The organism is Ruegeria sp. AN6 (assembly GCF_056540425.1).
Genome location: NZ_JBQFWR010000013.1, coordinates 33239 through 54475, shown reverse-complemented (window position 1 = coordinate 54475; position 21237 = coordinate 33239). Strand labels below are relative to the sequence as shown.

Genomic DNA, 21237 nt, shown 5'->3' with positions numbered 1-21237 from the left:
CGTTCCGACTATTCTTGCCTGTTACGGATCAATCCAGCCAATATTGCCGTCCTCACGACGATATACGACATTCAATCCGTCCTTGTTCTCATTCCGGAACACCAGCACCGGGGCACCGGCAAGTTCCATTTGCATAACAGCTTCCCCAACACTGAGCGATGGGATCTTGGTCTCCATCTCAGCCACAATCATTGGCTGCAGCGATTCGGGTTCATCCGCCGTGTTCGATTCGTCAGAGGCGAGGATATAAGCGGACGCGCCAAAGAGTTCAACCGGCTCGGATCGATCCTTATGGTGGTCTTTGAGGCGCCGTTTGTAACGCCGTAGTTGTGTCTCCATCTTGTCACAGCAGCCTTCAAACGCCGCATAAATCTCGGTCGCATGAGCCTTGGCCTGAGCGGTCAGGCCAGTCGACAGATGCACAGTGGTTTCGCATACATATTCATGCGCCGAACGGGAAAAGACGACGTTGGCGTCAGTCGGTCGCTGGGCGTACTTGCCCACGACCTCGCCCAGTTCGGTCTGCACGTGGGTCTGCAGCGCCGCACCGATGTCGATCTGTTTTCCGCTGATTTGGTAACGCATGTGATCTCCTTCACAATTCACACCCATTCTGACGCCGCGTAACGCGACTGACTTGTTTTTATCGGGTGGGGGGTATCGGCATTTTCTGCGGTTGCCGCTGATCCTGCCCTTCCAAGAAGGGACATCGAGATCCTGACTGGAACCGAAGCAATGCCATGTCCCAATTGATGCAAGGGACGACGGGAGAGTCAATCAAAACAGATGTGTTTATGCGAGATTTCCGCCATGCGCCCGGCGCATTTCCGCGTAATCTTATGAAATACGGAAGTTTTCGCCCAGATAGACCCGACGCACATTTTCGTTCTCCACCACCTCGTCTGGGGTGCCGGACATCAGAACTTGACCGTCATGCAGAATGTAGGCGCGATCCACAATTTCCAGCGTTTCCCGGACGTTGTGATCCGTGATCAAAACCCCGATACCCCGTTTCTTCAGATCAGCCACCAAATGCCGTATATCACCGACACTGATCGGATCGACCCCTGCAAAGGGCTCGTCCAACAGCAAATAATTCGGATCGGCAGCCAAACAGCGCGCGATCTCAACCCGGCGCCGCTCTCCACCCGAGAGAGCAAGCGCTGGCGCGCGGCGCAGGTGTTCGATCGAGAAATCCGATAGCAGCTCTTCAAGCCGCTCTTTCCGGCGATGAGCGTGTTTGACCGTGATATCCAGAACCGAGGCGATGTTGTCCTCGACACTCATACCGCGGAAAATTGACATTTCCTGTGGCAGATAACCGATACCCAACCGCGCACGGCGATACATTGGCAGAGTCGTGACATTCTGCCCGTCAATGGTCACAGTACCTGCCTCGGGAAAAACCAGACCTGCGACGGAATAGAACGTGGTGGTCTTGCCCGATCCATTCGGCCCCAGCAGCGCCACGACCTCAGATCGGTTCAGCTCCATAGACACGTCACGGATGACGGTCTTCTTGCGATAAGACTTCCGCAGCTTCTCGATTTTCAGACCGGAAGAGCCTTCAGCGATGGACAATTCGGGACGGTTCATCAGTTGCCACCTTGCTGCAGGATCGTCTTGACGCGCCCCGACATCGTTGCGGTTCCGGACGTCAGATTTGCGATCATCTGATCACCGCTGATAATGCTGGGCCCCTGAGTCAGCAGCACATTGCCCTTCATTTCGATCACACCGGAATCGATGGTGTATTCCGCCCAATCACCTTCGGCAGCGTCAGGTGGACTGACCAGAACGACATTTTCGGTCGCTTCCATCCGATCAATGGCCGAACGTTCTTCGTTATAGATGACAAGAACGCGATCTGCGGTCAGGCGCATTTCACCCTGTATGACGATCACGTTGCCGATAAACTCGGCAGAGCCGTCTTCCTGATTTACGTTCAGAGTCTCGGACGTGACTTCAACCGGCAGGGTCGGGTCAGCGTTGACCGATCCAAATGCCACCTGAGCCTCCTGCGCAAATGCAGGCGTGGCCCCAACTGCGATGGCACAACACAAAACGGCGACACGTAAATCGAACACAAGTTATCTTTCTGCTTTTTGCGGCTCGTATATCAGCTTCACGCCGCCTGTAAAAAGAATATGGACCGGACCGTCCTTTTTTACAGTCCCAAAAATCATTCGTCCTGCAGTAAAGTCGCCAATCGGACCCGTTCCGTCAATCTGACCTGGGCTGTCGCCGCGGATTTCATCCAAAGATGTATTCAAAAGGTCAGTCGTTACCTGAATACCATCCGCCGTCGTGATGACTACATCGCCCACAAATGTCGCGGTGCCCTTATCTGGCCGGATCATGCCCGTATTCGATTCAAGTGTAATCACGCCACCGCTGCTCAACTCAAATCGCCCCTGAACCTCAGAAGCCGTTGGGGTTTCTAGTTCACCACTTTGGCTGGCACGACGAGCTTCGACCCGAATCCCTTCGCCCTTGCGGGTTACGCCTTTGTAGTCGGGGCGGGTAACGACCTGATCTGTCAGTCGCTCTCCAATATCCTGATCACTGAAGGGCGCCGACACATTGGTTTCGATGCTGCGGGACAGCAAAAACACAGAGGACAATATAAGAATCGCCGCCAGTGGTAGCAGAACTTTCAGAAACTGCACCCAACGGGAATGGCGATCCACCTCGGCCACTTCCTTAACCCAGCCCTACACGCAGACAGTCGTGGATATGCAACAGCCCCGATGTCGGACCATTGGTCTCGGGATCCACCACAAAAAGAGAAGTGATCTTGCGATCATTCATGATCGAAACCGCCTCTTCTGCCATTGCGTTTGGCGCGATAGTCAGAGGATTTTCGGTCATTACCTCTGTGGTGTTTTTGTTCAGTAGCCCGTCCATGTTCCGACGCAGGTCACCATCCGTGATAATGCCCAGCAGACAGCCGGCCTCATCAGTAACGCCAACGACCCCAAAGCTCTTCTGGCTCATAACCAGCAGGGCCTCGCTCATCGGAGTACCGGCAGTTACCAGAGGCATATCTTTGTGCATCAAATCACGCACGGTGGATAATTGCGCCCCCAGTTTGCCTCCTGGGTGGTAGGCACGAAAATCCTCGGGCCTGAAATCTCGGTATTTCATCAACGCGATCGCCAAAGCGTCACCCATCGCCAACGTCAGAGTGGTCGAGATCGAGGGAACCATACCAAAGCCGCAGGCCTCTCCCATCGATGGAATAAGCAGGTGCACGTCAGCCTGCTTCATCAGCGTGCTTTCGGGCTTGCTGGACAGACCAATCAGCGGAATTCCAAAGCGCCGCGTAAAGGCCAGCAGATTTACAAGTTCCGGCGCTTCACCTGAGTTCGAGATAGCCAGAACCACATCCCCTTTCGAGACCATGCCCAAATCACCATGGCTAGCCTCGGCCGGGTGGACGAAATAGGCTGGCGTACCGGTACTAGCCAAGGTCGCCGCGATCTTGTGGCCGATATGCCCGGATTTGCCGATACCGCTGATGATAATGCGGCCTGTCGCCTGCAGGATCAGCTGCACTGCCTCGGCGAAATGCTCGTCCAAACCTTCGGCAAGGATGTCTAAGGCACGGGCCTCATCGGTGATGACCTGGCGTGCAGTTTTCAAAAGGGACTCAGTATCGGTCATGAGTGCGCAAAAATATCGGTTTCGGGCCAGCCTGCGAGGTCAAGCTTCGCACGCGTCGGGAGGAAATCAAAACAGGCCTGTGCCACCTCGGTGCGGTCTTCACGGGCAAGCCGACCGTCCAGCGCGTCGCGCAGACGGTGCAGATACAATACATCCGATGCAGCATAGTCCAACTGAGCATCCGTCAGGGTTTCCGCACCCCAATCGCTCATTTGCTGCTGTTTCGAGATGTCGACACCCAGCAATTCCTGACACAGGTTCTTCAGGCCATGGCGGTCGGTGTACGTACGCACCAACCGGCTGGCGATCTTGGTGCAATAGACCGGCGCTGCAAGCGCACCGAACGCGTGATACATGGCTGCAATATCGAAGCGGCCAAAATGGAACAGCTTCAACACATTGGGGTCTTCAAGCGTCGCACAGAGGTTCGGGGCTGATGATTGACCCTTTTCGACCTGAACGATGTGACAATTTCCATCCCCACCCGACATCTGGATGACACACAGCCGGTCCCGGTGCGGGTTCAGCCCCATGGTTTCGCAATCGATGGCCACGACCGGGCCCATATCCAACCCTTCGGGCAGATCGTTTTTATAGAGGTAATTCGCCACGCCGACTTCCTTTGTGCGGTCTCGACCCCGAGATAGGAGGTTTCGCAGCCAAACTCAACGTCCTCGGTGCGCGCGTAGTTATAGCATCGCGACTAACTTGACAATAACCCCATGGGGGGGATAAGGATACATCATGACATCCCATACCCATAATTCTCACCCGCAGATCACCGCGCGCCTGAAACGCGCGCACGGGCATTTGGCCAAGGTGATCACCATGCTCGAAGATGAAGCCCCCTGCGCTGACATCGCTCAGCAGCTTTTTGCGGTGGAGAAAGCTATCACCAACGCCAAGCGCGTGCTGATCCATGATCATGTTGATCACTGCCTGTCTGGTGAAGCGGATCAGACTGCCATCAAAGACTTCAAAACAATAACCAAGTACCTCTGACCAATGCTCAGCGTCCTGACAAATCGCACCTATCGGCATCTGCTGGCTGCCCAGATTGTGGCCCTGACAGGCACCGGTCTGGCGACAGTGGCGCTGGGGCTTTTAGCATTTGATCTGGCCGGAGATTCAGCAGGGTTGGTTCTAGGCACCGCGCTAACCATAAAGATGGTAGCCTATGTCACTGTGGCTCCTCTTGCCGCAGCCTTTGCCGAACGTTTGGACCGGCGTAGAATGCTTGTGGCATTGGACATTGTGCGTGCAATCGTCGCTCTGTGTTTGCCATTCGTCACTGAAATTTGGCAGGTCTATGTGCTGATCTTTGTCCTGCAATCGGCTTCTGCCGGGTTCACTCCGGCCTTTCAGGCGACGATTCCCGACGTTCTGACAGACGAACAGGACTATACCAAAGCCCTGTCTCTGTCGCGTCTGGCGTACGATCTGGAGAGTCTTCTAAGCCCGATACTGGCCGCCGCACTCTTATTGATCGTCAGTTTCGACAGTCTGTTCCTGGGCACCAGCATAGGCTTTCTCGCTTCCGCCCTGCTTGTGGTATCTGCAACACTGCCTTCCCCTAAACCGAAAGTACCACGCGGCATCTATGACCGGACCACCCGTGGCATCAGAATATACCTCAAGACCCCACGCCTACGTGGCCTGTTGGCTCTGAGCTGGAGCGCAGCGGCCCTTAGTTCGATGGTGATCGTTAATACCGTCGTGATCGTGCGTGGTGATCTCGACCTGTCTGAAAGCGCTGTTGCCATTGCACTGGCCGGTTTTGGTGGTGGTTCGATGTTGGCTGCGTTCGCGCTGCCACGCCTGCTGGATCGGATTCCTGATCGTCGTGTCATGCTGAGTGCTGCCACAATGGCAACCGGAACAATGGCGGTGGCCGCTATTCTGGCCGCAACCATACCGATGACGCTAAGCGTGCTGACTGCGATCTGGATACTGGTTGGCTTTGGATATTCCAGCACACTGACACCATCGGGCCGCCTGCTGACCCGATCTGCACATCCCGAAGATCGCCCGGCAGTCTTCGCCGCTCAATTCACACTGTCTCATGCCTGCTGGTTGGTGCTGTATCCGTTAGCCGGGTCGCTGATGACCTGGTTTGGTTCGACGGTCGCCATGGCCGGGATGGCCACCGCTGCCGTTTTGGGCCTTATCTTCGTGATAAGGGTTTGGCCTCGCACCGACGCAAAATCTGTGGTCCACAACCATCCGGAACTGCCGCCGGATCACCCGCATCTCGCTGGACCCAAACCGCATGCCCATCCGATCATCATTGACGAGTTGCACCCTCGCATTCCTCATGAACCTTGAGCTTTGCCCGGCATCTACCTTAAACCCGGACACACCTGCCTCATCCCGGAGACCGCATGGACCAGCTTGACCGACGCATCATCGCCGCTCTCCAACACAACGCGCGCGACTCGACTACGCGCATCGCGGCAATGCTGGGTGTTGCCCGGACAACTGTGCATGAACGCATTAATCGCATGGAAGAGCGGGGTGTTATTGCTGGTTACTCCGTCGTACTGCGAGAAAACGAAGACACTCCGAAGGTACAGATCGTTGTGCTGCTAGAAGTGCAGCAAAAGGAAACCACGCGCATCATCAAACGGCTTGAAGCCTATCCCGAGGTGAAGCTGTGCTTGTCGATCAATGGTGAGTTTGACCTGTTGCTGTCAGCCGAAGCCCCACGAATCGAGGACCTTGATATTCTGGTTGACGAGCTCGCGCGCATCCCCGGTGTTTTGCGCACTAACACCAGCGTTGTTTTCGGCCGCAAGATTGATCGAAACTGAGATGCGCTAACCCTCTGTAAACAGATAATTGGCTAGCTTGAGAGGGACTGACCAGAATCCCGGACCGGCAGAATGCCAATTCATAAACTTCTCATTGCTGCGCTTTTGGCGCATGTCTTTCTAGCCCACACCGGACATGCAACATCGACAGCCGCGCTGTGCGATCACGCCGCGCGCCGCGCAGCTCAGGCCGAGGGCGTTCCTCTTGACGTCCTCAGGGCAATTGCTCGGGTCGAAACAGGCCGTACGCTGGACGGTAGATTGGAACCTTGGCCCTGGACCGTCAATCGCGAGGGGCAAGGCTATTGGTTCGCCTCTGAGGTCGAAGCAAAATCTTACGTGTTCGACATCTTCAAATCCGGCACTCGCAATTTTGATGTGGGATGCTTCCAGATTAATTACCGCTGGCACGGCAAGGCCTTTCGCTCGATCGATGCAATGTTCGATCCGGACGAAAACGCCGCTTACGCAGCTCGATTTCTGTCCCAGCTCTATGCGGAGCTTGGATCATGGCCTGCCGCTGCCGGGGCCTACCATTCGCGGACCCACCAGCACGCAGCGGCGTATTCAGACCGCTTTCAGACTGTATTGACGCAATTGAACGGATCGCCCCTAGTCAGTCGACGCGATCCATTCACAGCTGCGGCAGCTCCGCTCATACCCTTGAGCGCACATCCGGCCGAACAGAAAGCGCTGGGGTCTCTGGTGCCCGATACCACCACTGGCACCGCCTTCATTACGTTTAACTAGGAGCAGGCCGTGCCCCGTATCGATCCCCGCACCTTGTTCTCTCCGACCATTCTGCTGGCATTAGCGTTGATGGCGGTCATCGTCATGATGATCCTGCCAATGCCCGCCTGGGTGCTGGATGTGGGTTTGGCCGCCTCATTTGCACTGGCGATCCTGATCTTCACCCTGACACTGTTCATTGAGCGGCCTTTGGATTTTTCATCCTTCCCGACGATCCTGCTGGCCTCACTGATGCTGCGTTTGTCGCTGAATGTGTCCTCGACCAAGCTGATCATCGGGCAGGGGCATACTGGCACCAATGCGGCTGGCGACGTGATCGAGGGCTTTGCCCAGTTCGTCATGAGCGGTAGCATATTTTTGGGGCTGGTGGTGTTTGGCGTGCTTCTGATCGTGAACTTCATGGTCATTACCAAAGGAGCGGCGCGCATGGCCGAAGTCGGCGCTCGGTTCGCACTGGACGGAATGCCCGGCAAACAGCTTGCCATCGACAGCGACATGTCTGCCGGAGCCATCGACCACCAGCAAGCCAAAGAACGGCGTGAACGCGAACAACAGGAAACCACCTTTTTTGGCTCGCTCGACGGGGCGTCAAAATTCGTCAAAGGTGACGCCATCGCCGGGCTGCTGATTACGCTGCTCAACCTTGTGATGGGGCTGGTCATGGGCGTTATCGTGCATGGGATGCCAGTCACATCGGCCTTTGAAACCTATGCCATCCTGACTGTCGGCGATGGTTTGGTCTCGCAGATCCCAGCGGTGATCATATCGATCGCCTCCGCTTTGTTGCTGGCGCGCGGCGGTACGCAAGGCGCAACTGACAGCGCGATATTTTCGCAGCTTGGACGCCACCCGGCAGCGTTGGGGACTGTTGCAGTTCTGATGGCTCTGTTTGCGTTGGTTCTCGGCTTGCCGTTTCTGCCCTTTATTCTGGGGGCCGGGGTTCTGGGCTATACCGCATACTCCGGTATCCGGAAACGAAGCGAAGAAGCCAAGACCGAACCGCAAGTGGTCGATGCTGAAACTCCGGTCTCGCAAGCCATCGGAGACATCCTGGACCTTGATGATGTACATCTTGAATTCGCACCTGACCTGGTCAGCATGGTATTGAATCCTGGTACCGGCCTAGATGCACGGATCGCCAATATGCGGACCTATGTCGCTTAAAGCTTTGGCCTGATCCTGCCCGAGATACGTCTGACCGACCGTGCGGACCTGCCGACGGGCACCTACGTGATCAAAGTGCAGGGGGTTGAACAGGCACGTGGTGTTCTAAACTCTGAACTTGTGCTTGCTCTGGTGCAAGAAGGGCACGATTTTCCACCCGACGGCACGGACGTGACTGAACCCGTTTATGGCGCTCCTGCACGCTGGATATTACCCAAAGATCAGGAGGCCGCAGCACTCAATGGGGCTACAATCGTCACCCCCCCCCGGAAATCCTTGCGACCCATCTGCTTGAGATCATCAAACAGAATTTCTCACGCTTGCTGACTCTGAAATCCCTACGCTGCCTGTTGTCCGAGATGACGCGGCTCAGCGATCCGACTCGGGCAGAGGCCAACTGCAAGCTGCTGGACGAATTGATCCCCGACAAAGTACCGATCGACACGCTGCATGCAGTCCTGCGGCTGTTGCTTGATGAGCGGGTCTCGATCCGCAACATGGCACTGATTCTTGAAAGCGTAGCCGAAGCGCGCCTGACCACAACTCAGCCCGCAGGGATTTGCGAAACCGCGGCACGGCTGCAAACTGTGCAGTTCCAGCTGGAAAGTCTTTATTCCGTGACCGTCCGCAACGCCAACCTTTCGCTGGTAAACTTCCTCAGATGAAAATTCTCACATTCCTGTTGATAGTCTTGCCTTGTATCGCAAACGCCGGTGCTATCCGTCTGAAAGATCTGGTCGATTTCGACGGCGTGCGCGGCAACGACCTGGTGGGCTATGGCCTTGTTGTCGGTCTGAACGGTACCGGAGATGGCTTGCGTAATTCTCCGTTTACCGAAGAAATCATGTCCAACATTCTCGAACGGTTGGGTGTGAACGTGAATGGCGAGGATTTTCGCCCGAAGAACGTCGCCGCCGTATTGGTTACAGCGACACTTCCGCCCTTCGCGCGTGTCGGTGGTCAGATCGATGTAACCGTCTCTGCGATTGGAGATTCCAAAGGACTTCTTGGAGGTACGCTGATCACGACACCACTGAATGCGGCAGACGGTCAGATCTATGCCGTGGCCCAGGGAACAGTATTGGCTGGTGGTGCTGCGGTTGAGGGTGACGCGGCTTCGGTCGTAAGCGGCGTACCGACATCGGGAGTCATACCCTCCGGAGCGCGTGTTGAGCGCGAGATCGACTTTACCCTTTCCGACCTAACGCAACTCAGGCTGGCTTTGAGGGAGCCGGATTTCACGACCGCCAGCCGTATCGAAGCCGCGATAAACACCGAATTTAACCGGTCTGTTGCACTCATGCGCGACTCCGGCGCTGTGGAGCTAAGCATCGATGCAACGCGCGCAGTTTCTACCGCCCACGCAATCGGTCGGATCGAGAACATTTTAGTCCAACCCGAAAGCAAGACCCGTGTTGTCGTCGATCAGAGATCGGGTACAATCGTATTGGGTCGAGATGTCAGGATTTCGCGCGTAGCGGTGTCGCAGGGCAACTTGACCCTCACCGTCGAGGAAGCCCCTATTGCCGTTCAACCCAATCCTTTTGCGCGTGGAGAAACAGTCGTCGTTCCGCGTACTTTTGCCGGGATCGAGGAAGAAGAAGGAACAGGACTGGCGGAAATTCCCGAAGCAACCACTCTTTCCGAAGTGGTTGCCGGGTTGAATGCCTTGGGCGTATCGCCGCGCGACATGATCGATATTTTGAAAACCATCAAAGCTGCCGGTGCGCTTCATGCCGAGTTCATCGTCAGATGAGTAGTATCGCAAATGCTATCAACAAAGAACCTCTCTGATTTCGACTTACTTGGATTTCCAACTATCCAGCCAGCGGCGTAAACCTTTGCGTTTTTCATCAATCGCATCACCGGCGGCGTAAAGACCATCTTCCATGTTTTCCAAAACCGGATCGATCTTCTTTTGCCGAAAACGGCGCCACCGGACCCAGATAGCCCATACCAATGCCGCGAATATCGTCAGGAAGATGATATTGAACCAGGGTATGATGCGCACATCAGGTCCATCGACATGGCGAATGAAGATCGCGTTAGGAAAGATCGACATGAACTCATTGCGCCAGCCGTAATGCGTTACGACCACCCAATCGGGGTTTTCCTTGGTCGATTTCGCGTCGTTGGCCTCGGTATAGAGGTTCGCCGTGTCGAACTTGAAATAGGGCGGCCAGCCCCAGCCGGTGTCTTCGTTGCGATAGACAATGGGCTTTCCGTTGGCGCGCACCGCCTGAATGAACTGCACATCGCGGTTTGACAGGCTGGTGGATTGATCCTCGGGTTCAGACCAGAAAATCCGGGTCCAATCCGTCAGGTCCTGACGTTCCTCATAGGTGTTGACGATCCGCACAACGTCGTGCTGCGGCAGGGAATACTGCAGGATCACGGCAATCGTGCCCCAGAAGATGATAATGAACGCCCATTTTACATAGGCCATGCCTTAACCCTCATATGTAATTCACGATGTAGATCAGCGCGCCAATCGCCACCCAAGGCACAATATAGACACCCAAAATCAATTTGCGCCGGAACGAATTGTCGTAGACGTGCAAACCACGCGCGACAAATGCTTCTTTGTTGCCGGTTTTGCCTTTCGCGTCCCACCAGGTTTCCAGCTTCTGCCGCCTGACGCTGCGCGAATAAAAGGAAAGCGCGAAATAGGCGATCGTCTGGACAACCAGCAGGATCAAGAACAGGCGCATTGCTCCGAACATCTCAATCCCTCCCGACTGCGCCCCAGGGGCCAACCCGTGCGATCACCGTTTCGCTGACCCGGTCGTTACCGCTCATGTCCGGCTCATGGCCAAACAAGGCCGCACGGGCACCAGCCTTGTCCACCTGATACTCGCGCGCAAGGAAATCGGCAACATAGGCTTTCTTGGCCTCTGGCCAGTTGGAGTAGGTCTTATAGAACAGCTCCTTGTGGCAGATGAACAGCTGGCGCGGGTCCAGCGGTGCAAGCTCTGCCAGCAGCATGTTCACCAGATCGCGGTTCGGCGTATCGGCTGCGCGCAAGGTATAGAAATAGGCCGGATGGTCCGAAGTGATGCGCGGCCAACGCCCGCCATCCGTCGCCCAGCGTAGCAGTTGCGCCAGCCCATGATAGGCCTCGGGCAGGCGATCCGCGTGGTTCCGGGCGAGGCGGCGCATGTCTCTGCGGTCCAGTCCGGTCAGATCGACATCAGCGTCAGCCGCCGCAGCAATGGTCAAGAAATCCATTTTCTGCTGCAGTATCGCAGCAGCATCCACGCCGCGCGCTTTGACAATCGGTTCAACCAGATCGTTGTAGTCCAGAAACTTTGCAATCTGGTTTCGCTGCGATTTGCCAAAGACGTATTTGATCGGCATATCGTCAGGCTTTTCGCCCATGCAAATCGCCGCCGGGTGGTCCATATCCGGGAACAGGTAGAGCCCGCCGAAATGTGCCGTCCAGAAATTACGCTGCTCGAATTCGGTGTGGCGCAGGTGAACGGGGTTACGGGTGACGTCGCCGGTTTCTTTGGCCGTTTCGATCATCTTGGCGATCAGCACGTCGTCGAACCAGGCGTCCTCTTCGGTTTTAAAGCGTTCGACCATGCCCGCTAGCTGCTGGGCCTTGCGCAGGGTGCCGCCTGCGGTATCAGCCTCAATCTCGATCTTGCTTAAATTCAACAGGTCGCGCGGGGTAGTGAGTTTGATGACCGAATTCACCAACTCTCCGGCCACCGCATCGGTGGCAGTCAGGGCAAACAACTGCGCCTCGTTCATCTCGATGAAGTCGCGCAGAATATCGCGCGAGGTCGAGAATTTGACGTTCAACAGAGGTGCGCGTTTCTGCTCGGTCGTCAGCAGGATGAACTGCCGGTTGACCCCGTTGGGATTGAGGTAAAGCTCATCCTCCAGCTCAATCCCCACCTCCGGCGAATGGCCCGAGATATCGACATGGAAATCCGTCAACGCCGTGGTCTTGCCCGCCAGATGCTGCAGCGCGCGATTATACCGCTCGACCAGAGCCGGGCTGGAGATGTGGACGAGGTTGCCGAACATCAGGCCTTTTTCGATGAGGCGGATCATGCTGGATCACCGTTTCGGAACTGAAGCCTTATACCCAGACCAAGTGCAAACATGTAGGGCAATGCGAGTAGGACCAGGAAAGCGTAATGCCAAACTTCAGAGCCCAAAACTTGTTTCGGGACAAAATAGCTCCAAAACCATCCGAGTCCGAGAAACAAGGGGATAAGACCGACAAATGGTCCTACACAAACACTGAGCGAGAACCAAACAAGGAACCTAAGCGCGAACAGCTTGCCTTCTGGCACGGGTAAATTTCTGCGAACGGCGAAGCTCGCCGTCCAGCAAGCTAGGGACACTCCTATCAACAGGATAGCGATGAGCTGCGCAGCTTCCATCACCCCTTCCCCTCCAGATACCGCCGCTTGGCCTCTTCCATCCGGCCCATCTCTCGTACCGCGTTTTCGATGGCGACCTCGTCGCTCTTGTCGGCATAGCGGAATTCGCTGTCGGCGTAGCGGTTGATTTCTTGCATCACCATCTCGACCGTGATCGGCTGGCGCAGGTCTTCGATCATTGCCTTCTTGGTGTCATAGTCACGGAACAGGAACAGGTCGGGGTTCTCCATCCATTCGTCAGGAAGTTCGAAATCCATCGCACGGACCTTGACCGCGTCGGTGATGTTCTTGATCGCGCGGCCGGTAAAGCGCTCATCCGCCTGTTGGATCGCCTTGAGGTAGGTGCCCAGCTTGGCGATCGTGTCCATCTGGCCGATCTCGCCAGACACCCGGTCATAGACCTGTAGCAAAGCATCCTCATGCGGGCGAGAGTGGCTTTCGAAACTGGCGGCGACGGCCTTTTTGATTTCCTGCGCGGCATAGGCGTCGTGCTCGCCCAGCGGGATGTCGTGGTTGCGGCCCATCAGCAGGTGCAGGATGTCGATGTAATCCTCGCGCGTTTGCGGCCCATCCACGAGGAACCGCGCGCCGGCCCGCTGGCGCAGGGCGTCGTCGACATTCTCAGGGTAGTTCGAGAACATACCAAAGGTGCAGTTGCCACGCACGACGGTGTTGGCGCCGGCAAAGCTCTCCATCAGCACGGCGGTGATTTCCAGCTGCCCGGCTGACGACTGCCGGTCGCCACGCTTGCCTGCCAGTTGGTCGATATCGTCGATGGTGCCGAAGCCGATGACCGAAGGGTCGATGATCGTGTTGATGAACGCCTTGGCGTTCTGGCCGGATTTGCCCTGATAGCTGTCGATATTGTCGGTGCTCAGGTTCTGATAGCGGAACGGATAGCCTGCGTTCTGGCAATAATCGTTGATCAGTCCCGCCATCATCTGGATCAGTGTGGTCTTTCCGGTGCCCGGCTTGCCGTCGCCCATGAAGGTAAAGATGAACCCGCCGAGTTCCGCGAACGGGTTCAGGCGGCGGTCAAAGTCATAGGCCATCACCATCTTGGCCAGCTTCATCGCCTGATACTTGGCGATATGGTTGCCGACCACTTCGTTCGGTTTTTTGAACGTCATGGTCAGGGTGGTAGATTTGGCCTTTGATGCCGGTTCGAAGCCCCGGATGGTCAGGTCGTCGGCCTCGATATGCCAGGCGGCACTCTGGAACGGGGCCAGATGGTCTGCGGATTGCGCGCGCAGGGCGGCTTTCTCCATCAGTTGTTCGGCATAGGCACTGGTCGCAGCGATCAGATGCGCATCATCGGGCGCGTGTTTGGCGAGGGTCTGGTCCAGCTCCCACAGCGCGCCGTGCAAGGCGAGTTGGCCGTTGTCGGTCAGAACCTCTTCAATCTCGCCGATATCAGCGGTAGTCTCGCCCAGATGCGAGGACATCAGATAGGCCAGCGCATTGCCCAGAACATGTGACGTGATCAGCGCTTCGGCGGTCAGTAATTCCGAGAATTCAGTTTTGCGGGCGACAGGCAGATCTCCGGCAAGGTTGGCGCGCTTCAGGTCGGCCAGCGGAGTCTGCTCCGCATACGCCTCGGCTACAGCCAAAGCGATGGCTATTGCACGGCGGATTGCCTGCTGCGTTGTGGCCTGAGGCGGCGAGACCAGCGTGTCGCCCTCATCCGAGGCCTCAATCCGTTCGACCAGATGCACCCCGTCGGCGCGCGCAACGCGGCGCGTCACCAGCCCCGGTGTCGTAGACCGGAACCGACGCCCCGTCGAAACACCCGGAGACCGTTCTGCGGCAACCTCAACAGGTTTGGCGATACGCGGCGCATGCTCGAACCCGTTCAACAATGCGGTCGCTGCTGCGTAATGCTTGCGAATATCGTCTTCTCGCAATTCCATCTGATCTGACGTCAAACTCATCTTCTTCCTCGCAATGCCAGGCTGAAGCCCGGCCTACTCAAATTCTGTAGGGCGGGCTTCAGCCCGCCACTTGTCTCAATACCTCAACACCTGCCCGGCCTTGCTGACCACGAACTTGCGCACATCGGCGAATCCGGGCGGGTTGCGTTCGGCCAGCACCTGAAAGGGGCGCTGGGGTAGTATGATCGAGCGTTGGGTGCGTGTGGCCCCGGTCTCGGCCCCCTGACCGCCAAACGGGTCCAGCGCAAAAACCTCGCGCTCAACGGTCGAGAACCAGCCGGCACGTTCCTCGATCACCTCTTCGCTTTCCAGCTCTTCAGTGGTCCAGGCCAGCGCCCAATCCTGCCCTTGCGGAGATTGCGCGTCCTCCAGCACCTGCCGCAGCGGGCCGGATTGCTCGGTATAGGCCGAGGAATACATCGGCCCCACATGGATGCGGCGCATGTGTTTGGGGTGCAGGTCGTCGAAATCCTGATCGAAGCCCTTGGCGATGGTCACCAGTTTCAGACCGCCCAAGGACTGAGCCATCAGATGCGCCTGCACCTCGGGCCAGCGGCGCTGGTCTTTGGGCAGGGCCGTCTTGCCACTGTCCTCCAACTGCATCAGGTAAATGACCGGCAGGTTGATCTGGCTGTCATAGACCGCCCAGTGGATCATGAATTTGCGCCGCTCGCCCTCATTCCCGATCCAGTGGCATTCGGGATCGTTGCGGGCCCAGAACAGCTGGCCTTTCAGCAATTCCTCGTAATAGAGCCTTTGGGACAGCGCGAATTGTAGCTTGGTGGGGATTTCCTGATCCCCGATGATCGTTCGCACCATGTCGGTTTTCAGATCATCTTCCGAGGGCATATTGGCCAGATGGACCTGAGCCTGTTGCGCGTCATTGGCCATGGTCAGCAGCTCGGCCGCCACGGGAAACCCGCTGTCGCGCTTGTCCATGGCGAGACTGCCAAAGAACCGTCCCGTATCGCGCCCGACCAGCAGGTACTTCATACTGAGCGCTCGGAACGTGTAGAGCAGCCCCGAGAGGTAGCGCGACAAGATCCGCACCTCTTGCTTGCTGATCGCGCCCTCCGCCTCCATCGTTGCCGCCACGCGCAGGAGGTGCACGGTGATCACCTCGAATTTGCGGAAATAGCGGCGCGAGGCGAAAGTGTCGGTCAGGCCGACATGGTCTTGGGTGGGGCTTCTATCGGTCATCTTGGAGCGTCCAAGTCCTTCCCGTTTTTGTCGATGTGAAACCACCACCGATATAGCGGCGAGCCAATACTATGCAGCACAACCTCGGGATTAATCCCAACTAAGCGCTGAAAACGAAGCCCCCTCTCGCTACCCCAACTCAGCCAGCACAAAAACCGAATGAGCCAAGCGCCAAAAGCCATCGAAGGCAGTATCTGGATAGTCTCGGGATAGATCGGCTTATGGTCTATTACACCCAACTTTTCTAAAAACTCTGGAACCATAAGTGGACCAAGGCTCAAGACCATCAATACTAATTGCTGGTAAGCAAAACGCACTCAGCCACCATACAAATTCTTATCATGCTTCTCGACAATCGAGGCAAAGCGGCGGGCAAAGCGCTCATCCGCCTTGGCCTTTTTCTCCAGCACATCGCGGGCAAAGACCATGTGGTCCTCATGCGCCTCAAGCATGTCGGCCATCTTCTGGTTGGTCGCGGTTCCGATGGCGGCCATGGCGGTTTGCGCCTCTTGGTCGGTCTGCACGCCGATCTCGTTGATGCGGTGGGCCACGTCCTGCTGTTGTGCGGTTTTCAGCGATTTGGTCAGGGCGTCATACAGCACCACGCGCTGTTGCGTGTCTGTCTGTAGCTTGTTGATCAGAACCATCTGCGTCGCCGCCTGATTTTGCAGTGAATCGACCCAAGTCTTGCCCTTTTCGATATAGCGCTCAAGTGTCTGCGACTTGGCCAGCTTGACTTGCTCTTCCTGAACCTTGGCATTGTATTGCTTGTTCAGCTCGGCAAGTTCTGTTTCCAGCTTGGTGCGCGCGGCGGCGTCTTGTTCGACGCTGATCTTGTTTTCCAGCGTAATAATAGTCGGGTCCATGCCCTGAATCTCAGCCCGCAGGGCCTCCAATTCGGCCACAGTCGCCTCACGATCGTCCAGCGTTCCGGTCAGGTTGTCCTCAACCTTCACGCGCTGTTCTTCCAACACCGACAGCTGCCCTTCCAGCAGCTTCACGATCACGTCGGATTTGGCGATCAGGTCCTGTAGCTTGTCGTCGATGTTGGCGGTGCGCATCCGCTCCTGGCGCATCGACTCGGATTTGGCCTTGGCGAAGATGCCAACAAACGACTCCCATCCGGTTTTCGAGCGCATCTCATCGAAATCCTTGGAAAACGCATTGGTGACGTCATCCAAACCCATGATCAGCTCGGCGATGTTTGCGTTCATCACCTCGGTATGGGCGTGCACATCCTCGAGCGTGGCATTTTCGATGTCGATATCCGCCTCGGCGGTGCCAATCTTGGCCCGTGCCGCTTCGATCCGCGAAGTTAACCCTTCGATCTGCGACTGACTTTCGCGCACTTTGGCCTGAGTTTCTTGAATCAACGCTTCAAACTGCTGGTTCGACATCTGTCCTATTCCTTTTTTTCTTATCTACCCAATAAGATAGGGGATGTTACACAGATTTACATCCCCGCAAGCGGTAAAATCCCGCAGAGTTTCGCAAACTCGGACATTAAAAGATAGGCGGGACAACCCTAAGACGAACGGAAAGCCTAAGGCGCGCTTCTGGTGCAACGCATCAGGGTTGAGACGGGAACAAAAGCAATAATTGTACCTCAGAACGACAACGCCCCGCGTCTGGAGGAACGCGGGGCGTGTATTGCGATAACCCAGAGAGGAGAAGATTATCGCGACGTGATCAAAGGCGTCAGTTCACGGCTTTTGCGTCAACCACATCCTTTTCGATCGCACTAGCTGAAGAGATCTCGATCCGGCGCGGCTTAAGTGCTTCGGGCACTTCGCGCTTCAGGTCGATGTTCAGCATGCCGTTCTCATGGCTCGCACCGGTGACGCGAACGTGGTCGGCCAGGGCGAAGCGGCGCTCGAATGCGCGGGTCGCGATGCCACGGTGCAGGTAGCTGCGATCCTTGTCTTCGGCGGATTTTTTGCCAGAGACAACCAACGAATTTTCTTTTACTTCAACTGACAGATCAGCCTCAGAGAACCCGGCAACAGCGACCGAGATGCGATAGGTGTCGGCATCGGTCTTTTCAATGTTGTAAGGGGGATAGCTGGGCTGAGCCACATCGTTGGTCAGAACCCGGTCCATCATGTCTGCGATCTGATCGAAACCGATAGTGGCGCGGTGAAGCGGTGCAAAGTCAAATGTACGCATGTCGTATCCTCATCATTGAGCGATTTACGAATTTGCCCTCCGGTATGGACGGGCGGTGAGTTTCCCGGACCCCAATCGTGGCGATCCGGTAAAATTCAGATGGGAAGCGGTTGGTTCGGGTTCAAGACCCGCCGGCGCTGATGAATTTGGCACCCGAGCTGGATTTGTCTGATCCGGGCTGCAATCTGCGGATCGTGGCTGTTGGCCGGGGTGCATCACGGCGCAGGATCGCCTTCAATTCTGAAACGATTCCCGACAACTCCATTCCGTAACCGACTTTCTGACCTCCATTCGTTGAAATTGCCGAGGCAACCGACAATATCTGCCAGCGCGGCCCCTTCTTTGCCAGAATGGCCGAGCCAGACGATCCAAATGTGACGTCGCAGTTAAAGACGATCAGGCCCTGTCCACGCTGAAGAATGTGACAGGATCGCTGCCGCAGGATCGCGTCTTCCCTGCCGCGCCCATAAGATGCGACGCTGATTTCATTGTCGGTTACGCGGCCACTGTGCAGGGCAAACGGATCAGCAATAGAGTAGGGAATCGGCTCTTCCAGCCGCATTAGAGCCACATCAACCCGAACCCGAGGGGCCGAGACAGGGGCGTTCGCGACAAAATCCGGGTGCGCGGCGATCTGGATGACCTTCCGCTCGGCCAGCGCTTCGCCATCGCTTAGCCCGGCGCGAAATGTCACTTCGCCGGGGGCGTATGGTTTACCAGTCGCCTTGTCCAGCGCGCAGTGGGCGGCCGTCAATACGATATCCTGAGCAATCAATGTACCCGTGCAAAAACCCTTATCGCCAAAATCTAGTCGGCCAACCGCTTCCCATCCGTACAGATCATCCCGGTCCGTCAGACGGCGCTTGTTTCCGTTCTGGGCCTGAGATGTGGTTGCAAGAACTGAAAAACATAAAATAATTTTGAATAATAACCGGGTCATGGCTTAACGAATTTTGCTCCAAGATGTTTGGTGTTGTTGTCCAGAGACGCGTTCATACCTCGCCCTTGGGAAAGCTCGGCCTGCAACAATTCCAGAGATTCGTTCAAGTCGGTGCCCAGCGCAACTCGTTGACCCTGCATTTCAGCTTTGGCGGCTACGACTGAAACGATGCGAGGGCGTTCACCCTCAAACGAAAAAATCGGCGCACCGGACGCTCCGAAATCCACGTCACAAGACATGATCAGGATGCCCGCCTGACGGCCGATGACTGAACAGACCTCTTGCAGAGACGGTGCTTCGGCCCGGTCGTGGGCGTAAGAGACAACACCGACCTCTTCACCGCGAGTTGGGCGGTGTCCGGTTTCAAAAGGTATGACCGATGTGTTGCGGATCGGCTGCCAGAGCTCGATCAATGCGATATCGTGACGTACGCGAGTCGCCGATAAATCACCGACATATTTATATTCCGGATGCACCACCGTGCGCCGTGCCGGTCGATACGCCGACGCATGCCCAAGACGCCAACCCGCCAGAAACTCGATCCGCGCAGGATCAATCCGCTGTTTCGTCGTTTTGTCGAAAAGGCAATGCGCTGCGGTCAGAACCAGCGTTGGAGATATGAGCGATCCGGTACAGAACCCGGTTCCATCAATATCCAGCCGGCCAACCGCCATCCACTCTCGTCCAGCGTCAGTGGTATCAAGGCTTTTAAGCCCTGAATCCTGCGCCTGCCCTGCCAAAGGCAGCAAGCTAAGCGTAATAGCCGTGATCCAGTTGCGCACACAGGTCTCCGGTCAAGTGGTCCGATCAACAGTCGTATGCTGTGGGTACGGCGAAAATAGGGCAAATGCGGTCCGTCCTGGATTCGCTCTGATCTGATGCCCGCTTGCAGCAATTGGCTAACGTAATTGCGGTATGCCGCTGGTATCACCGTGCAGCGCGCGCGGTTTGGGCCCACCTGTGGCCCAATCCAGCAGTTCGACGGTATGGATAACGGGCGTGTCGGTTCCGGACCCGATCTGCATCATGCACCCTATGTTTCCTGCTGCGATCACATCGGGATTTCTGGCCTCAAGCGAGCGCACCTTGCGCTGTTTTAGCTGACTGGAAATTTCAGGCTGCATAAGGTTATAGGTTCCGGCGCTGCCGCAGCATAAATGACTATTAGTAGGCTCTAACACAGTGAATCCAGCAGATTTCAACAGACTTTTGGGGTGGGTAGTAACTTTTTGGCCATGCTGCAAAGAGCATGCTGCATGGTAGGCAACGACCAGTTCTTTTTTGTCTCTGAATGGCAAATCCAACTGAACCAACAGTTCGCTGATATCCAGCGCCAACGCCGACACCCGCGCGGCATCTGCAGCAAGTGGGTCGTTGCGGAACATGTGGCCATAATCCTTCACCGTAGTCCCACACCCCGATGTATTAGTGACAATCGCATCTAAGCCATCGCCATCCATTTCGCGCGTCCAGGCCCGGATGTTGGTGGCGGCAGAAGCGTGGCTTTCGCCCGTTTTACCCATATGATGAGTTAACGCTCCACAACACCCTGCCCCTTCAGCAACCACTACCTCACATCCCAAGCGTGTCAGCAGACGAATCGTGGCATCGTTGATGTCTGTATTCAGCGCTTTTTGCGCGCACCCTGTCATCAACGCCACACGCATGGTTCTTGAACCTTTTGGTGCAAAACTCTGGGGATCATCATTGCGACTAACCGGTGGAATATGCTTGGGCGCCATATCCAGCATCGCTTTCAGTCGCGCATCCGGCATCAAAAACCGGAACGGGCGGCCCAGCTTTGCACCAATCAGCGCCCATCGAAAGCGCGTAGGATAAGGTAAGATTTTGGCCAGTATCCAACGCAGTGCCTGATCCGAGAATGGGCGTTTGTAATTATCTTCGATGTATTCCCGCGCGTGATCGACCAGATGCATATAGTGCACACCCGAGGGACAAGTGGTCATACAGGCGAGGCAAGATAAGCAGCGGTCGATATGCTTGACGGTCTTTTCGTCCGGGACACGTTCATTCTCCAACATATCCTTGATCAGATAGATGCGTCCGCGAGGACTGTCCAACTCATCACCAAGAACCTGGTAAGTGGGGCACGTTGCAGTACAGAAACCACAATGAACGCAGTTCCGCAGAATTTCATTGGACCGCTCAATCGCGGGGTCCTGCAGCTGCTTTTCGGTAAATGTCGTCTGCAT

21 protein-coding genes and 1 pseudogene are annotated in these 21237 nt (G+C 56.2%); 6 read left to right on the top strand and 16 right to left on the bottom strand.

Going from position 1 to position 21237, the window contains the following annotated elements; genetic code table 11:
• Positions 1 to 21 precede the first annotated feature (21 nt).
• The 6 genes from hpf to ACR0MQ_RS17875 all read right to left on the bottom strand — a co-directional run bounded on the left by hpf (position 22) and on the right by ACR0MQ_RS17875 (position 4277).
• Positions 22 to 585: a ribosome hibernation-promoting factor, HPF/YfiA family gene (gene hpf, locus ACR0MQ_RS17900; protein WP_480609916.1), complete on the bottom strand. Its 564-nt coding sequence runs from the start codon at positions 583 to 585 to the stop codon at positions 22 to 24.
• Positions 586 to 837: 252 nt separating this feature from the next.
• Complete coding sequence (gene lptB, locus ACR0MQ_RS17895) at positions 838 to 1596, bottom strand: LPS export ABC transporter ATP-binding protein (RefSeq protein WP_170473598.1); 759 nt, start codon at positions 1594 to 1596, stop codon at positions 838 to 840.
• Positions 1596 to 2087, bottom strand: coding sequence for an LptA/OstA family protein (locus ACR0MQ_RS17890; protein ID WP_010442513.1), 492 nt, complete (start codon positions 2085 to 2087; stop codon positions 1596 to 1598). The genes lptB and ACR0MQ_RS17890 overlap by 1 nt, the downstream gene beginning before the upstream one ends.
• A 3-nt stretch (positions 2088 to 2090) precedes the next feature.
• Positions 2091 to 2690 (bottom strand): LPS export ABC transporter periplasmic protein LptC, encoded by a 600-nt coding sequence (locus tag ACR0MQ_RS17885; RefSeq protein ID WP_480609914.1) that lies wholly within the window; start codon positions 2688 to 2690, stop codon positions 2091 to 2093.
• A gap of 13 nt (positions 2691 to 2703) precedes the next feature.
• On the bottom strand, positions 2704 to 3666 hold the full coding sequence (locus ACR0MQ_RS17880; protein WP_480609912.1) for a KpsF/GutQ family sugar-phosphate isomerase: 963 nt from the start codon (positions 3664 to 3666) through the stop codon (positions 2704 to 2706).
• Positions 3663 to 4277, bottom strand: a complete 615-nt coding sequence (locus ACR0MQ_RS17875; RefSeq protein WP_480609910.1) for a ribonuclease D — start codon at positions 4275 to 4277, stop codon at positions 3663 to 3665. The genes ACR0MQ_RS17880 and ACR0MQ_RS17875 overlap by 4 nt, the downstream gene beginning before the upstream one ends.
• A 133-nt stretch (positions 4278 to 4410) precedes the next feature.
• On the opposite strand from ACR0MQ_RS17875, the gene ACR0MQ_RS17870 reads away from it, so the two are divergent.
• From ACR0MQ_RS17870 to ACR0MQ_RS17845, 6 genes and pseudogenes are all read left to right on the top strand, one after another.
• The gene (locus tag ACR0MQ_RS17870; RefSeq protein ID WP_170775866.1) at positions 4411 to 4668 is read left to right on the top strand and encodes a metal-sensing transcriptional repressor; all 258 of its coding nucleotides are present in this window, start codon (positions 4411 to 4413) and stop codon (positions 4666 to 4668) included.
• 3 nt (positions 4669 to 4671) lie between these two features.
• Entirely contained in the window at positions 4672 to 5991 is a 1320-nt protein-coding gene (locus tag ACR0MQ_RS17865) for an MFS transporter (RefSeq protein ID WP_480609908.1), read from the top strand.
• Positions 5992 to 6047: 56 nt separating this feature from the next.
• Positions 6048 to 6476: an Lrp/AsnC family transcriptional regulator gene (locus ACR0MQ_RS17860; protein WP_170473559.1), complete on the top strand. Its 429-nt coding sequence runs from the start codon at positions 6048 to 6050 to the stop codon at positions 6474 to 6476.
• A 72-nt stretch (positions 6477 to 6548) separates the two neighbouring features.
• Positions 6549 to 7226 carry a lytic transglycosylase domain-containing protein gene (locus tag ACR0MQ_RS17855; RefSeq protein ID WP_480609905.1) on the top strand — a complete coding sequence of 226 codons (678 nt, stop codon included), beginning with the start codon at positions 6549 to 6551 and terminating at the stop codon, positions 7224 to 7226.
• A gap of 69 nt (positions 7227 to 7295) precedes the next feature.
• A pseudogene (locus ACR0MQ_RS17850) lies at positions 7296 to 8992 on the top strand (flagellar biosynthesis protein FlhA); the annotation flags it as partial.
• 59 nt (positions 8993 to 9051) lie between these two features.
• The gene (locus ACR0MQ_RS17845; RefSeq protein ID WP_480609903.1) at positions 9052 to 10146 is read left to right on the top strand and encodes a flagellar basal body P-ring protein FlgI; all 1095 of its coding nucleotides are present in this window, start codon (positions 9052 to 9054) and stop codon (positions 10144 to 10146) included.
• A 45-nt stretch (positions 10147 to 10191) separates the two neighbouring features.
• Here ACR0MQ_RS17845 and ACR0MQ_RS17840 read toward each other — a convergent pair whose 3' ends face one another.
• The 10 genes from ACR0MQ_RS17840 to glcF form a co-directional block, all read right to left on the bottom strand.
• Complete coding sequence (locus ACR0MQ_RS17840; RefSeq protein WP_170775858.1) at positions 10192 to 10836, bottom strand: DUF1523 family protein; 645 nt, start codon at positions 10834 to 10836, stop codon at positions 10192 to 10194.
• Positions 10837 to 10846: 10 nt separating this feature from the next.
• The gene (locus ACR0MQ_RS17835; RefSeq protein WP_170775856.1) at positions 10847 to 11113 is read right to left on the bottom strand and encodes a hypothetical protein; all 267 of its coding nucleotides are present in this window, start codon (positions 11111 to 11113) and stop codon (positions 10847 to 10849) included.
• Between the two features lies 1 nt (position 11114).
• Positions 11115 to 12452 (bottom strand): DUF6638 family protein, encoded by a 1338-nt coding sequence (locus tag ACR0MQ_RS17830; protein ID WP_170775854.1) that lies wholly within the window; start codon positions 12450 to 12452, stop codon positions 11115 to 11117.
• Positions 12453 to 12786: 334 nt separating this feature from the next.
• On the bottom strand, positions 12787 to 14718 hold the full coding sequence (locus ACR0MQ_RS17825; protein ID WP_480609900.1) for an AAA family ATPase: 1932 nt from the start codon (positions 14716 to 14718) through the stop codon (positions 12787 to 12789).
• Between the two features lie 75 nt (positions 14719 to 14793).
• Complete coding sequence (locus ACR0MQ_RS17820) at positions 14794 to 15918, bottom strand: hypothetical protein (RefSeq protein WP_170473513.1); 1125 nt, start codon at positions 15916 to 15918, stop codon at positions 14794 to 14796.
• Positions 15919 to 16235: 317 nt separating this feature from the next.
• Complete coding sequence (locus ACR0MQ_RS17815; protein ID WP_480609898.1) at positions 16236 to 17315, bottom strand: hypothetical protein; 1080 nt, start codon at positions 17313 to 17315, stop codon at positions 16236 to 16238.
• A gap of 301 nt (positions 17316 to 17616) precedes the next feature.
• The gene (locus tag ACR0MQ_RS17810; protein ID WP_170775845.1) at positions 17617 to 18084 is read right to left on the bottom strand and encodes an Hsp20 family protein; all 468 of its coding nucleotides are present in this window, start codon (positions 18082 to 18084) and stop codon (positions 17617 to 17619) included.
• 121 nt (positions 18085 to 18205) lie between these two features.
• A complete protein-coding gene (locus tag ACR0MQ_RS17805) occupies positions 18206 to 19024 on the bottom strand; it encodes a trypsin-like serine peptidase (protein ID WP_480609896.1) in 819 nt (272 codons plus the stop codon).
• Entirely contained in the window at positions 19021 to 19806 is a 786-nt protein-coding gene (locus tag ACR0MQ_RS17800; RefSeq protein WP_480609894.1) for a trypsin-like serine peptidase, read from the bottom strand. Before ACR0MQ_RS17800 ends, ACR0MQ_RS17805 begins: the two co-directional genes overlap by 4 nt.
• Before the next feature lie 117 nt (positions 19807 to 19923).
• Positions 19924 to 21237 carry a glycolate oxidase subunit GlcF gene (glcF, locus tag ACR0MQ_RS17795; RefSeq protein WP_480609892.1) on the bottom strand — a complete coding sequence of 438 codons (1314 nt, stop codon included), beginning with the start codon at positions 21235 to 21237 and terminating at the stop codon, positions 19924 to 19926.

Excerpts from the sequence above, each read along its gene's own strand:
- hpf (WP_480609916.1), bottom strand. The coding sequence starts at position 585 with ATGCGTTACCAAATCAGCGGAAAACAGATCGACATCGGTGCGGCGCTG.
- ACR0MQ_RS17830 (WP_170775854.1), bottom strand. The coding sequence starts at position 12,452 with ATGATCCGCCTCATCGAAAAAGGCCTGATGTTCGGCAACCTCGTCCAC.
- ACR0MQ_RS17865 (WP_480609908.1), top strand. The coding sequence starts at position 4,672 with ATGCTCAGCGTCCTGACAAATCGCACCTATCGGCATCTGCTGGCTGCC.
- ACR0MQ_RS17870 (WP_170775866.1), top strand. The coding sequence starts at position 4,411 with ATGACATCCCATACCCATAATTCTCACCCGCAGATCACCGCGCGCCTG.
- ACR0MQ_RS17810 (WP_170775845.1), bottom strand. The coding sequence starts at position 18,084 with ATGCGTACATTTGACTTTGCACCGCTTCACCGCGCCACTATCGGTTTC.
- ACR0MQ_RS17805 (WP_480609896.1), bottom strand. The coding sequence starts at position 19,024 with ATGACCCGGTTATTATTCAAAATTATTTTATGTTTTTCAGTTCTTGCA.
- ACR0MQ_RS17845 (WP_480609903.1), top strand. The coding sequence starts at position 9,052 with ATGAAAATTCTCACATTCCTGTTGATAGTCTTGCCTTGTATCGCAAAC.
- glcF (WP_480609892.1), bottom strand. The coding sequence starts at position 21,237 with ATGCAGACGACATTTACCGAAAAGCAGCTGCAGGACCCCGCGATTGAG.
- ACR0MQ_RS17835 (WP_170775856.1), bottom strand. The coding sequence starts at position 11,113 with ATGTTCGGAGCAATGCGCCTGTTCTTGATCCTGCTGGTTGTCCAGACG.
- ACR0MQ_RS17820 (WP_170473513.1), bottom strand. The coding sequence starts at position 15,918 with ATGACCGATAGAAGCCCCACCCAAGACCATGTCGGCCTGACCGACACT.
- ACR0MQ_RS17855 (WP_480609905.1), top strand. The coding sequence starts at position 6,549 with ATGCCAATTCATAAACTTCTCATTGCTGCGCTTTTGGCGCATGTCTTT.
- ACR0MQ_RS17825 (WP_480609900.1), bottom strand. The coding sequence starts at position 14,718 with ATGAGTTTGACGTCAGATCAGATGGAATTGCGAGAAGACGATATTCGC.
- ACR0MQ_RS17840 (WP_170775858.1), bottom strand. The coding sequence starts at position 10,836 with ATGGCCTATGTAAAATGGGCGTTCATTATCATCTTCTGGGGCACGATT.
- lptB (WP_170473598.1), bottom strand. The coding sequence starts at position 1,596 with ATGAACCGTCCCGAATTGTCCATCGCTGAAGGCTCTTCCGGTCTGAAA.
- ACR0MQ_RS17860 (WP_170473559.1), top strand. The coding sequence starts at position 6,048 with ATGGACCAGCTTGACCGACGCATCATCGCCGCTCTCCAACACAACGCG.
- ACR0MQ_RS17815 (WP_480609898.1), bottom strand. The coding sequence starts at position 17,315 with ATGTCGAACCAGCAGTTTGAAGCGTTGATTCAAGAAACTCAGGCCAAA.
- ACR0MQ_RS17880 (WP_480609912.1), bottom strand. The coding sequence starts at position 3,666 with ATGACCGATACTGAGTCCCTTTTGAAAACTGCACGCCAGGTCATCACC.